We start from the raw sequence: 13599 nt of genomic DNA, 5'->3' as shown, positions 1-13599 counted from the left end.
GAATGGCCATAGTGAACGGAACGATGCCACTGCAGCGTGAATATTCCGACCAATAGCGGTCTAAAGACATTCGGGGGGCGGTGGTTTTTTGGGGTGTCGTGGAAAGGTTTCGTTCACTTTAAGTACCGTAGAACATACTACGCACACAACCCGTGAACGAGATAAGGGGGCCAGCGCGGCCCCCTTATCCATCCCCGCGGCCCCGCAATAAAATCGGTGCTTCGCACCACGCTCAGGTAAAGACCGAAATGAATTAGATACAGCAATTAACTTACGGTCGCGACCGCTGATTTTATCGGTTCCTTTTTACCATTCAGACAATAAAAAAGGTGGAGGCGTGGCTGGTCCGGCAGAAAATCGCCGAGACGTTTGCGACTGGCCGGGGCCACCCGCAGGGATGCGGGTGGAGGATGCGAGTCACAGGGATGTGACAACGCATCCGACCCGAAAGCCAGGCGCAATAAGTCGAGGGAACCGCGAAGCGGCGATTTTCATCGCCGGGCGCCGGGATTGTTAAGGGGGCGGCGCAAGCCCCCTTAACACGTTCACCGCAGCGGGTGATACAGAGAGCAGAATGGTCTTAGTGAACGGAACGATGCCACTACAGCTTGAATATTCCGACCAATACATTTACCACCGCGGGCGATACAGAGAGCAGAATGGCCCTGGTGAACGGAACGATGCCACTACAGCGTGAATATTCCACCAAGACCACCCTAGCCGAACATTACGCTACGTGACTCGCCGCCATATCCAGCAACGCCATCTCATCACTGTTCAACAACTTCTCAATATTCACCAGAATCAACATCCGCTCGCCGAGCGCACCCAATCCGGTCAAATATTCCGTCGACAGCGTCACCGCAAATTCAGGTGCCGGGCGAATCTGATCGGACGTCAGGGACAACACATCCGACACGCCATCCACCACAATACCCACAACACGCTGCCCCAGATTAAGGACAATAACCACGGTGTTCTCGTTATACTCAACGTCGCCCTGGCTAAACTTCACGCGCAGGTCAACGATTGGCACGATAACGCCGCGCAGGTTGGTGACGCCTTTAATAAAGGAAGGCGTATTGGCAATGCGGGTCACCTGATCGTAACCACGAATTTCCTGCACTTTGAGAATATCGATACCGTACTCTTCGTCACCCAAAGTGAAGACCAGGAATTCCTGCCCTGATGGCTCGCCGGCCAGCTTCGTTACATTACTCATACCGGTCATGTTATTACCTTTTACTTAATCAGGCGGCTGTATAGGCCACGCGTTGTTCACGATTTAAACCCTGAAGCGCCGAGACATCGACGATCAGTGCGACGCTGCCATCGCCAAGGATCGTGGCAGCAGAAATTCCCGGCACTTTGCGGTAGTTGCTCTCGAGGTTTTTCACCACCACCTGATGCTGTCCAATCAGCTGATCGACCAGCAACGCATAGCGGCGACCCGCGCTTTGCAGAATCACAACAATGCCCTGAGTGGCTTCGGTCTTCGCACCGTCCACCTCAAACACTTTCCACAGCTCCACCAGCGGCAGGTATTCACCACGCACTTCCAGCACGCGCTCACCGCCCGCCAGTGGATGTAAATCTTCTTCACGCGGTTGCAGCGACTCCATCACCGCATTCAGCGGCAGAATAAACACCTCGTCCGCCACCTTCACCGACATGCCGTCAAGGATCGCCAGCGTCAGCGGCAGCAAAATACGGATGGTGGTGCCAGCGCCCTGCTTTGACTTAATCTCAACGTGACCGCCCATCTCCTGGATATTACGCTTCACCACGTCCATACCCACGCCACGGCCCGAAACGTCGGTCACCTGTTCGGCAGTGGAGAAGCCAGGAGCGAAGATCAGCATCCCTACTTCTTCGTCCGTCATGTTTTCACTGACCGACATCCCCTGAGACAGGGCTTTCGCGAGGATACGCTCACGGTTAAGACCGGCGCCATCGTCGGTCACTTCAATACAAATATTGCCGCCCTGATGCTCCGCCGACAGCGTCAGATTACCGACCGGTGATTTACCGGCGGCAATGCGGTTTTCAGGCGATTCGATACCGTGGTCAAGACTGTTACGCACCAGGTGCGTTAACGGATCGATAATGCGCTCGATCAGGCTCTTATCCAGCTCAGTAGAGCTTCCCAACTGGGTCAACTCAATCTGCTTATTCAGCTTGCTGGCCAGATCGCGCACCAGACGCGGGAAGCGGCTGAAGACATATTCCATCGGCATCATACGGATGGACATGACCGATTCCTGTAAATCGCGGGCGTTACGTTGTAACTGACCCATGCTGGTAATCAAATCACCGTGGGTCACAGGATCGAGTTCATTCGAACGCTGGGCCAGCATAGACTGGGTGATCACCAGTTCGCCGACCAGGTTGATCAACTGATCCACCTTCTCTACCGCGACGCGAATGCTGGTGGATTCACTGCTGCGGGCCGCGGGCTTCTCACGCTGGGCTGCCGCCTCTTTCGGCACGGCTTTAAGAGCGGGTACCACCGCGACGGGCGCAGCCACTTCCGCAACAGCCACAACCGGCTCTACGACGTCAGGCGCTTCAACCGCTGCGGTTTCATACTCGAAACTGATTTGATCGGCTTCGATCACAAAACAGAGTACCGCCACGATATCATCCTGGCCTATTCCGCCATCAATCGTTGCGGCCAGACTGTCCTTGCCTTTTACGACATTGCTCAGCGTGGCCAGATTTCCCAGCTCTTCTTCAAGCAAATTAACTTCGCTCTCTTTCAGCCGTGACAGCACGACACGCAGTTTGCTCTCAGGGGCAGAGGTAGCCGTTTCTTCCTGGACAAGAGTGTCCACCACGCTCAGTTTTGCCGCGCTCACCACAGGGGCGACAACCTCACCTTTTGCTTCCAGCGCGAGCTGGCGTAGCGCGTTACAAATATACTCAAAGCTGGCGGCATCAGGCTCTGCCGAGCTTTTATAGGCGTCGAGCTGTTCCTGCATAATATCTTTGGTTTCCAAAAACAGGTTGATAATGTCGGTATTGAGTTGCATCTCACCGCGTCGGGCTTCATCAAGCAGGTTTTCCATTAAATGGGTGGTCTCCTGCAAAATGGTAAACCCAAAGGTGCCGGCGCCGCCTTTAATGGAATGCGCCGCACGGAAGATGGCATTGAGCTGTTCTGAATCCGGCGCCTCTGGCACAAGATCGAGAAGATGCTGCTCCATGTCGGCCAACAACTCGTCGGCTTCATCAAAGAATGTCTGGTAAAAATCGGTAATATCCATGCTCACGCTATCACCTCGGATTGGCTGGTGGCGATGTTGGAACGGCAGCCGAAGGAACGGCCCCAGGCTGTTTTAAATCGTCCAGTGACTCGTTCTGGCTTTCGGCGTTTTCATGCAGAATGCTCTGCTCCGCCTGCTGATTGAGCACTAAAAGACTGATACGACGGTTAATGGCATCATCCGGTCCGCGATCGCTGACGCGCATGGTTGCGGCCATGCCGACGACGCGCAGAACTTTGCCTTCATCCAGCCCACCGGCCACCAGCTCGCGACGCGAGGCATTGGCACGATCGGCAGAAAGCTCCCAGTTGCTGTAACCCTTTTCGCCATTGGCGTAAGGGTAATCATCCGTATGGCCAGACAGGCTGATGCGGTTCTGAATACCATTCAGAACGGGCGCGATGCCGCGCAGAATGTCGCGCATATAAGGTTCAACGTCTGCGCTCCCCGTTTTGAACATAGGGCGGTTCTGGCTATCGATAATCTGGATGCGCAACCCTTCCTGAACCAGATCGATCTTCAGATGTGGACGCAAGGCACGAAGTTTAGGATCGGCCTCGATCAGCTGATCCAGGTCGCCGCGCAGTTTCTTCAACCGCGCCTGCTCCATGCGTTTTTTCAGCTCATCAATGTTAGGCTCTTTTTTCACTTCACCTTTACGCTGGGTGAAGTCATCGCCCCCGCCAGGGATAGGGCTGTCGCTTTCAGAAATACGCTGCCCGCCCGTCACCGCCGTTGCCAACGGGGTTCTGAAATATTCTGCGATCTGAATCAGCTCTTTCGGGCTTGAAATCGAAATCAGCCACATCACCAGGAAAAACGCCATCATTGCGGTCATAAAGTCCGCATAAGCGATTTTCCACGAACCATGGGAACCATGCCCATGACTTTTGTGTTTGCGCTTTTTTACGATGACGATAGGGTGGGACTGATTTTTCATGCGTCCTCAGTCGTCGTTTGTTGGTTTGGGTTTTTAACCGCACGCACGTGCTCTTCCAGCTCCACGAACGATGGACGCTCGCTGGAGTAGAGCGTTTTACGTCCGAATTCCACCGCGATTGGCGGCGCATAACCGTTAAGGTTGGAAAGCAGCGTAATTTTGACGCACTGCATCATTTTGGTGGTTTCCGCGCTTTTCTGACGTAACACGCTCGCCAGTGGCGAGATAAAACCATACGCCAGCAGAATCCCGAGGAATGTCCCGACCATGGCGTGGGCAATCAAGGCACCTAATTCAGCCGCCGGACGGTCCGCAGAGGCCAGAGCGTGCACAACTCCCATTACAGCCGCCACGATACCAAAGGCTGGCAACGAATCGCCCACCAGCGCCAGGCTGTTTGCCGGCACTTCAGATTCGCTCTCGTGGGTTTCAATTTCTTCGTCCATGAGCGCTTCAATTTCGAAGGTGTTCATGTTGCCGCTGATGATAAGGCGCAGATAATCCACGATAAAATCGAGCATCATGGCATCCGCAAGGATCCGTGGATAGCTGGCAAAGATCTCGCTCTCTTTGGGATTTTCAATATCGCGTTCCAGCGAAAACATCCCCTGTTGACGTGACTTCGCCATCAGGCGATAGAGCAGCGCCAGCAAGTCCATATACATACTTTTGGTGTACTTAGAACGACGGAACAGCAATGGAATTGCTTTCAGCGTTCCTTTAATCGATTTACCGTTGTTGCCAACGATAAAAGCACCTACCCCTGCGCCGCCGATAATGATGAGTTCAGCGGGTTGATAGAGTGCTCCAAGGTGCCCGCCGGTCATCATATAACCGCCGAAAACAGTACCGATAACTACCAGGTAACCTATTAAGATAAGCACGACATCATCCTTCCGCTAGTGACTATGGCAGGACGTTCAGGTCAACAAGGTCATCCGATTCCTGGGCAAAAAAAAGCAGCGGTAATTTCTTACCGCTGCTGGATTCATGCCCACAGGTTCGGGTTAAACAGCTTGTTCGATCTGTTCATCCAGCAGTTGTGGAATAATATCGGCAGCATTTGGGGAAAGTTTACGTCTTTTTACCGCACGCGATGGCGGCTGGCATAAACTACAGGCAAAGCTACCCACTGGCTGGTGAGCATGGGTGATAAAGTTGCCGTCACAGCAGTTGCAACGAGATAGCTGCAGCATGCCGCTTTCAACAAAACGAACCAGCGTCCAGGCACGGGTCAGCGCCAGAATAGGCCCCTCTTCCGCTTGAGGACACTGTTCCAGATAGAGTTTGTAAGCTTTAATAACGGCATCGACGCCGCTACATAAACCGGTTTTCAAAAGGTACTGCCAGGCATTGCAGAACATCGACGCGTGGATGTTCTGTTCCCAGGTCATAAACCAGTCTGTAGAAAACGGCAGCATCCCTTTTGGTGGCGGACTGCCGCGTAGCTCTTTATACAGTTTGATAAGTCGACCGCGGCTCAGCTGAGTCTCGCTTTCCAGCATTTGCAAGCGGGCGCCCAGCGTTATCAACTCCATAGCCAACTGGATGTCGCGAGCTTCCTGAACAATGCTTTTTTCGCTCATCTTCAGGCCCTTTTCTTACGGCCCGCGTCATCAGTCGGGCTGATGTCGTTAAGCAAACGGGTAGACAACAAAATTCCGGTGTGAATCTGTTGCAGATCGTCAACGCGTGAATCTTGCGTTAAGCGCGTGATCGTCTGGTGATTATCAAAACGGAACTGACAAACTAACTGATTGGTTTCTGCCAGCTTAACCATCTGCGGGAGCGTTAATCCACCCAGAGTCGTTGCCATTTCTTCATTGATACCAAGGCGAAACATCGCGGACGGTTTGTCCTGACTAATTAAACGTTGCGCAAGCAATAAATATGACAAATTGATGTCATACACGTGTTTTAGCAACTCGGATGTATGCATTTTTCCCATCCCGAATAACTTACTATTTTCTTATGCGGATTAACCGCACCCCGTGATGTCGCCGGGAAAACCCCGGTAAAAAAAGAAAAGGCGAAATGCATAGTCGAATTTAGGCGAAGAAGCGCCAAACGTGCAGAAGGTAAATGATAACTTTCTTGTTACACGTTTTATCATTTCTTACAAATAACTAAGATTTTTCCTAATTCGACGCAACTGTACTCGTCAGTTTTGACACATACAATGCAGCCTCTCCTGAATTTTAAAAAAAATGTGACGCAGATCACATAATGTAAGACAGAATGACTGATAAATCCATCAGTATGACTTGTAAGTTGGCTATTTTGTGCTCATGCGATCGTCTTTTCTATTCTGATGAATCGAATACTCATGCAGTAGTGTTAACAAAGCGGGATCGTAGCAGGCTACTAGTTTCAATGAGGTACTACAGGGAGGGATGCTTATTTCTAAGTTAGATACAAAAAATCAAAGCACTTTAAAAACAAGCAGTTAATTATCAATCATTCTGGATTAATTACGCCGGGTGATCATCACGGAGCTGTTGATTACACGTTACAATGATATGGACAGACATTATTTGATTTGTAAGATTTACGTTAAGTGACTCATTTCACAGTACCCGCGCATTTATGCCATTATTCTTTTTATAAGAATAATTAATGAATAATTATGATAACCGTCACACTAATGTCGTATTGACCTCTTGCGAAGCGGTTCAAATCGCGCTAAAGCTGTTTTTAGAGTCGTTTTCACGCAGCAAAGGAGTGAGCGATGAGTTATAGCCATGTGCTTGTTTGTGTTGCAGTTACCCCCGAAAGTCACCAGCTTGTTGCCCGCGCTGTCTCTATCGCCCGCCCCCTTAACGCGCGCATCAGCCTGGTCACGCTCGCCACCGAGCCGGAAATGTATAATCAACTGGCCGCACCGATGCTGGAGAATATTCGTGAGGTTTTGCAGGAAGAAACGCAGCAGTTTCTGCGCGAGCTTGAGGAAAAAGCCCATTATCCTGTCGCACGCACCTTTATTGCGACCGGGGAGTTAAGTGAACATATTCTGGATATATGCCGTAAAGAGAATATCGACCTGGTGATATGCGGGAATCATAATCAGAGCTTTTTTTCCCGGGCCGCCTGTTCAGCAAAAGCCATTGTCAGTTCAAGCCAGGTCGATGTGTTATTAGTGCCTCTCGGGGGCCATTAACCCCCGGGATCCTCTTCAGGCAAGTTTAGGAAAGGTGGCGACCTTTTTTTGCAGATTGCTCTCCACCGTACGCGGTGAAATCTGCTTCAAATCATCCATGAACCGCGCCTGCCAGTGATTGATGTCATTTTCCCGAATCACCTTCATCATCTCGGAATGGCGTGAAATGCGTTCAGTTAACGGCATCTTCAGCGCACGATCGAGCGCATTCGCTACATCATCGCGATCGTAAGGGTTCACGAGTAAAGCCGAGGTCAGTTCATTGGCCGCGCCGGCAAACTGCGAGAGCACCAGTACCCCAGGATCGGCCGGATCCTGCGCCGCAACATACTCCTTCGCGACCAGATTCATACCATCGCGCAGCGGCGTGACCAGGCCAACATCGGCATAGCGGAAGACCTGCATCAAAATTTTGCGATCAAAATGCTGATTGAGATAATAAAGCGGTGTCCATCCCAGCTGGCCGTATCGGCCATTAATGCGCCCTGCTTCCGTCTCAAGCTGATGACGAATGTCCTGATACGCTTGCACTTCGCCGCGTGATGTCGGCGCAATCTGCGTATAGCGAATCTTGCCGTGATGCTCAGGGTATTTTTCCAGCAGCGCCTCGTACGCCAGGAAACGTTCCGGTAACCCTTTCGAGTAATCCAGACGCTCTACTGAGAAAATATTCTTCACATTCTTCAGCTCGTTTTTAAGCTGTGCCAGTTTAGGTGGCAGCGGCCCGGAAGCCTGTTTTTCGATCTCTTCTGGCTCAATACCGATAGGATACACTTCCGTATGGAAGGTTTTTCCCCAGGCGGTATGGGATTTTCCTTCCCGGGTCGACACCCGCGTTTTACTCGACAGGCTGTCCAGGAATGAAACGCGGTCGCTGTCAGTCTGGAAGCCCAGCAAATCGTAATCGCACAGCTGGTCCAGCAACTCTTCATGCGGCGGTAAAGCGTTGAAGATTTCCGGCGTTGGGAACGGGATATGCAGGAAGAAGCCAATGCGGTTATTCACGCCACGCTTACGCAGTTCGCTGGCAAACGGCAGCAGATGGTAATCGTGGATCCACAGAATATCGTCTTCCTTGATTAACGGCAGGAGTTTATCCGCCAGCAGCGCATTGACGCGGGAGTAACCTTCCCAGGCCTCACGCTGGAATTTAACCAGATCGAGGCGATAGTGGAATGCGGGCCACAGCACCGCATTGGAAAACTGTGAGTAATACTCTTCATGATCTTTTTCGCTGAGGTTAAATGAAGCCCAGGTAATGTTCCCGCGCGTCACTTTCTGCAACGGCTGATCTTCATTACCAATCTCACCACTCCAGCCAAACCAAAGCCCACCTGTAGCTTTCAAGGCACCTAATACCCCAACCGCAAGACCGCCTGCACTGGCTTTTTTATCATCCGGTGGTGCGATACGATTAGAGACGACGACTAAGCGACCCATACTGATTTCCCCCTTGGTTATGCGCTATTTGTTGTTGTTGCTGGTTAGCGACTTCAATGACCCATTCCCAAACGCTGGCAACGTTCGCCAGACGCCAATGTGCATTTGTTTCACCCTGCCCGACTTTTATCGACATGCCGTTCATCTTGTTCACGACATCGAAGCCATACTCGTCCGTCAGGTCATCGCCAATAAAGAGCGGGGTTCTGCCGTGGAAAGGCGCCTCTGCCATGAATGCGGCAATAGCTTCACCTTTGTTGATCCCTTTCGGTTTGATTTCCACCACGCATTTACCGGGCTGTATGGCCAGCTGTGGATGATCGCGCACCACTGCCGCCGCCAGCGACATGATGGCTTCTTCGTACTCCGGCGCCTGTCGATAATGCAGCGCGAAGGCCATGCCTTTAGCCTCAAGCTCCGTACCCGGCAGATGAACCAGCGATGTCTCAAGCAGCGCCTGTAGCTGAAGAATGAGCGATTCGGGAAGCGTAAAGACATGCGTATTGCCATCGATATCACGACGCTCTGCACCATGCACGCCTGCAAGCGGAAAGCGATGTGGACTGGCAAGCTGATCAAGCTCCGCCATTGAACGCCCTGAAATCAATGCCAGTGCCCCGTCATTCAACGCGGCGAGTTGTTTTAACGCCCGCAGGACCTCTTCGGGCAAGACCACCTGATCGGGGTGCGGTTTAATCTCTGCAAGCGTACCGTCAAGGTCAAAAAAGAGAGCGTAATGTCCGAAAATAACAGGCGGTATAATTAATGTATCTTCCACCCTTGTCCTCCTCACAATGTGTAGATGTCTAAAGGTCGACATCTTAATAAGCCATGTAAGTATAGACAGTGTGACGGGGCTCGCCATTTAGCAAACCGCCTGACAGCGATGCTGGCAGGCGGAAGAGAGGTGCGACTAAACTTAAAAGTTGAGTCAATCGGGGTAAAAACGAACGCTAGACGGTGCGCTTCGCTTTTTGCTTGTAACGGTCGAATATCACGGCTGCCAGCAGGATCAGACCCCTGACAACGTACTGAGAGAATGGCGAAATATTGAGCAAGTTCATGGCGTTCTCAACGGTGCCAAGAATCAGGATACCGGCGACCACATATGAGATTTTTCCGATGCCTCCCTTCAGTGAAACGCCCCCTAAAACGCACGCGGAGATGACAATCAGCTCATAACCAATAGAAGTCATTGGCTGACCGCTGGTCATACGAGAGGCAAGAATAATTCCCGCCGCAGCCGATACCAGCCCTGACAACACGAAGATAATAATTTTTGTGCGCACCACGGGCACACCTGCCAGACGTGCCGCCTCTTCATTTCCGCCAATCGCCAGCGTATTGCGCCCAAAGGTGGTTCTGTTGAGCAGAAAACCAAAGATAATCAGACAGCCTACCGTCAGCCAGATCGGCGCAGGCAGACCCAGCCAGTTGGCATAGCCCAGCGTGAAGAAACGCTCATCTTCAATCCCGACCGCTTTACCGTCGGAAATAATATAAGCCAGACCGCGCACGATCTGCATCGTCGCAAGAGTCGTGATCAGGGCATTGATTTTCAGACGCGCAATGACAAAACCATTCACCAGGCCACTCAGCACGCCCAGCAACAAACCGGCAAAGACGCCAATCCACAGGCTTTCCGTCATGTTGATCACCACCGCCGTGGTCACACCGGCGCAGGCAATAACGGAGGCCACAGAGAGGTCAAAATCACCTGACGCCAGGCAGAACAGCATGCCGCAGGCAACCATGCCCGACATGGAGATAGCCAGACCCAGCCCTTTCATGTTGATGAAGGTGGCAAAGTTAGGCACAAATATCGCACAACAGAGGAACAGGGCGGCGAAGACCACCAGCATTCCGTATTGATCCCAGATGCGTCCAAAAGAGAAAGACGATTTCGACGCTCGGGTTGTCGTAACAGAGGACATCATTAACTCCTTACTCAGGCGACGGCCTGGCTGACTTTAGGCATGGCGAGGCTCAACGCCTGTTGTTCATTCGCCTGTTCATGTAACACTTCACCGGCGATATCGCCTTCACGCATCACGATGATACGGTCAGCCACGCCCAGCACTTCAGGCAGATCGCTTGAGGCAAATAACACCGCCACACCGCGTTTTGCCAGCTCATAGATGACGTTATAGATTTCATGCTTTGCGCCAACGTCGATACCGCGTGTCGGCTCATCAAGCAAAATGACCTTCATCTCCTCTGAAAGCCAACGCCCCAGAATCGCTTTTTGCTGATTGCCCCCGGACAGGTTCATGATCAGCTGTTCTGCCCCCGGCGTTTTGATATTCAGCGAACGAATATGATGGTCGGCGTTACTGGACTCCCAGCCGTCGTTAATCAGGCAACCCGCACGAATGAATTTTCGCCGCGCGGAGATGTTGATATTGTCGCGAACGGAGTGCACCGGAATAATGCCGTCGGCTTTCCGGTCTTCCGGACAGAGCATCATCCCTGCCCGGATAGCGTGCGCGGGTTTACGGATCTCTACAGCCTGACCGTCGATATACACCTGTCCTTCGGTAATGCGCGTGCCGCCAAAGAGGCCTTTCATTAATTCACTGCGCCCTGCGCCCACCAGACCAAACAGCCCTACAATCTCGCCGCTGCGCACCGTCAGGCTGACAGGTTTGCGCACGCCTGGCGCTTTTACGCCATCAAGGCGCAAACGCTCTGAGCCGTGCTGGCGCGGTTTCCAGTGGTAAATGTCCCCGAGATCGCGCCCGACCATCGCCTGCACCAGCTGATCGTGATTCACCTGCTGCATATCGGTAAAGGTGCGCACATAACGGCCATCCTTGAACACGGTAATGGCATCGCTGAGGGCAAATATCTCTTCCATACGGTGCGAGACGTATAAAATAATTCGCCCCTCTTTACGCAGTTCGCGTATGACGCGGAACAGGTTTTCAATCTCGCGCGCTGATAATGAGCTGGTCGGTTCATCAAAGGCGATAATCTTCGCATTGCGCGCCAGCGCTTTAGCGATTTCCACCATTTGCCATTGACCAATCGACAGATATTTCAACGGCGTTTGCGGGTCGATATCCAGGCCAAGGTGTTTAAGCTGCAAACCCGCTTCGTAATTCAGTAATGAACGATTAACGAAACCGCCTTTGTGCGGGAGTTGGCCTAAATAGATGTTTTCCGCCACCGTCATTTCGGGTACCAGGTGCAGTTCCTGGTAAATGATCGCGACCCCGGCGTTCAGTGCCGCTGTGGTATCGGTAAAGGCAACCTCTTCGCCACGTAGGGCGAGCGTGCCCGTCGTCGGGGCATAATTACCGCTGAGGATTTTCAACAGCGTGGATTTACCCGCGCCGTTCTCCCCCATCAGGGCGTGAACCTGACCAGGATAGCAGTCGAAGCTGATATCGGTCAGCGCGTTAACACCGGGAAAGGTTTTACCTATACCGCGAAATGAGAGATACGGGTCAGACTGTTGCATAACGTCTCCGTGGATCCAGTCGTGTACGTCTGGCCCCTCATGACTCACAGAGGGGCGCAATCACCACTATTTACTTACCGCCCAGCCCTTTTTTGGCCAGCTCTTCTTTGAAGTTGTCGCGCGTAATCAGCACCACATCGGTGACTTCGGTGAACTTCGCAGGCTCAGCATCTTTGGTTACCCAGTTGTAGAGCATTTCGCTGGATTTATAGCCGTGTACATCCGGGCTTGGCAGCAGAGAGCCATAGAAGCCGGTGGCCTGCGCTTTTGACAGCTCACTCACCGCATCCACGCCGTTAATGCCGATGCCGATGACATTTGGTGCCTTAAAGCCCTGACCTTCGGTTGCACGTACGCCGCCCAGCACGGTGTTATCGTTCATCCCGACCACCAGCCAGTGTTTCACCTCTGGATGCTGCACCAGCATGGAGTTCGCTGCGTCGAATGCGCCAGGAATATCGTTGGATTTGGTTGGGACTTTATAGATCTGTTTTTCCGGGAAACCGGCCGCTTTCAACGCATCGATAGAACCCGTTGTACGGCGACGTGCGGTGTCCAGTTCATCTGCCGTAATGGCCATCACGCCGGTCTCTTTGACATCCCAGCCGCGTTTTTGCATCTCTTTAAACAGTTCCTGACCCTGGCGTTCGCCGATTTTGGTGGCTGCCATCATGACCAGCGGCACCGTGTCCATCGGCTTACCTTTGGCGGTAACAAACTGGTCGTCCACGGCAATGACTTTCATACCGTAACCGCGCGCTTTTGCCACGATGGCAGAGCCCAGTTTGGGATCGGGCGTACAAATAACAAAGCCTTTCGCACCGCTTGCGGCCAGGCTATCAATGGCGTTAAGGGTTTTTTCGCCATCCGGTACGGCAATTTTAATGACGTCAAAGCCCAGATCTTTCCCGGCCTTATCGGCAAATTTCCATTCCGTCTGGAACCAGGGTTCCTCAGGCTGCTTAACCAGAAAACCCAGTTTTAAATTCTCAGCGATAGCGGATTGTGACATAACAGCGGCCAGGCCAATGGCCGCCAGCGTTTTAGTAAATTTGTGCATGGTTAACTCCAGCTTTAACTTTCTTTTATGTAGGGGATATTTTCACGAAATTAATTTAATCAGACTTAAAACAAGGTTTTAGCGCGCACCCTGTTATAAGCGATAGCGCTGAGGATAGTTTTAGCGGGAAATTAATCATCCATAAGAGAGCAACATCACACCGCAGAATTACAGTAATTGCGTACATAGATTTAGCGGAAAATGACATAAATAAAGCGAGAATTGTCGGACAAATAGAAGGGTGCTAAGCAGAATAATCCATAAGACCAGCTA

At 52.0% G+C, this 13599-nt stretch carries 12 protein-coding genes; 1 reads left to right on the top strand and 11 read right to left on the bottom strand.

The window, feature by feature from the left end:
• Window positions 1–727: 727 nt before the first annotated feature.
• From cheW to flhD, 6 genes are all read right to left on the bottom strand, one after another.
• Window positions 728–1231 (bottom strand): chemotaxis protein CheW, encoded by a 504-nt coding sequence (gene cheW, locus LZP96_RS09235; protein WP_064326545.1) that lies wholly within the window; start codon window positions 1229–1231, stop codon window positions 728–730.
• Window positions 1232–1250: 19 nt separating this feature from the next.
• Entirely contained in the window at window positions 1251–3272 is a 2022-nt protein-coding gene (gene cheA / locus LZP96_RS09230) for a chemotaxis protein CheA (RefSeq protein ID WP_064326546.1), read from the bottom strand.
• Window positions 3273–3276: 4 nt separating this feature from the next.
• Entirely contained in the window at window positions 3277–4206 is a 930-nt protein-coding gene (motB, locus tag LZP96_RS09225) for a flagellar motor protein MotB (protein WP_064326547.1), read from the bottom strand.
• The gene (gene motA, locus LZP96_RS09220; protein WP_064326548.1) at window positions 4203–5090 is read right to left on the bottom strand and encodes a flagellar motor stator protein MotA; all 888 of its coding nucleotides are present in this window, start codon (window positions 5088–5090) and stop codon (window positions 4203–4205) included. The genes motB and motA overlap by 4 nt, the downstream gene beginning before the upstream one ends.
• Window positions 5091–5213: 123 nt before the next feature.
• On the bottom strand, window positions 5214–5792 hold the full coding sequence (gene flhC / locus LZP96_RS09215; RefSeq protein ID WP_064326549.1) for a flagellar transcriptional regulator FlhC: 579 nt from the start codon (window positions 5790–5792) through the stop codon (window positions 5214–5216).
• 2 nt (window positions 5793–5794) lie between these two features.
• Complete coding sequence (flhD, locus tag LZP96_RS09210) at window positions 5795–6145, bottom strand: flagellar transcriptional regulator FlhD (RefSeq protein WP_198324735.1); 351 nt, start codon at window positions 6143–6145, stop codon at window positions 5795–5797.
• Between the two features lie 789 nt (window positions 6146–6934).
• Here flhD and uspC point away from each other — a divergent pair.
• A complete protein-coding gene (gene uspC, locus LZP96_RS09205) occupies window positions 6935–7363 on the top strand; it encodes a universal stress protein UspC (RefSeq protein ID WP_064326551.1) in 429 nt (142 codons plus the stop codon).
• Window positions 7364–7378: 15 nt separating this feature from the next.
• Here the strand turns inward: uspC and otsA are convergent, their stop codons facing one another.
• The 5 genes from otsA to LZP96_RS09180 form a co-directional block, all read right to left on the bottom strand.
• Window positions 7379–8803, bottom strand: a complete 1425-nt coding sequence (gene otsA, locus LZP96_RS09200) for an alpha,alpha-trehalose-phosphate synthase (RefSeq protein ID WP_064326552.1) — start codon at window positions 8801–8803, stop codon at window positions 7379–7381.
• The gene (otsB, locus tag LZP96_RS09195; RefSeq protein WP_064326553.1) at window positions 8778–9581 is read right to left on the bottom strand and encodes a trehalose-phosphatase; all 804 of its coding nucleotides are present in this window, start codon (window positions 9579–9581) and stop codon (window positions 8778–8780) included. Before otsB ends, otsA begins: the two co-directional genes overlap by 26 nt.
• A 175-nt stretch (window positions 9582–9756) precedes the next feature.
• Window positions 9757–10737 carry an L-arabinose ABC transporter permease AraH gene (gene araH / locus LZP96_RS09190; protein ID WP_064326554.1) on the bottom strand — a complete coding sequence of 327 codons (981 nt, stop codon included), beginning with the start codon at window positions 10735–10737 and terminating at the stop codon, window positions 9757–9759.
• Between the two features lie 14 nt (window positions 10738–10751).
• A complete protein-coding gene (gene araG / locus LZP96_RS09185) occupies window positions 10752–12266 on the bottom strand; it encodes an L-arabinose ABC transporter ATP-binding protein AraG (RefSeq protein WP_064326555.1) in 1515 nt (504 codons plus the stop codon).
• Window positions 12267–12336: 70 nt separating this feature from the next.
• The gene (locus tag LZP96_RS09180) at window positions 12337–13326 is read right to left on the bottom strand and encodes an arabinose ABC transporter substrate-binding protein (RefSeq protein ID WP_064326556.1); all 990 of its coding nucleotides are present in this window, start codon (window positions 13324–13326) and stop codon (window positions 12337–12339) included.
• Window positions 13327–13599 lie beyond the last annotated feature (273 nt).

The sequence above is a fragment of the Huaxiibacter chinensis genome (genome assembly GCF_022171985.1).
Taxonomy (GTDB): Bacteria; Pseudomonadota; Gammaproteobacteria; order Enterobacterales; family Enterobacteriaceae; genus Enterobacter; species Enterobacter chinensis_A.
This window is presented reverse-complemented; position numbering and strand designations above follow the sequence as displayed.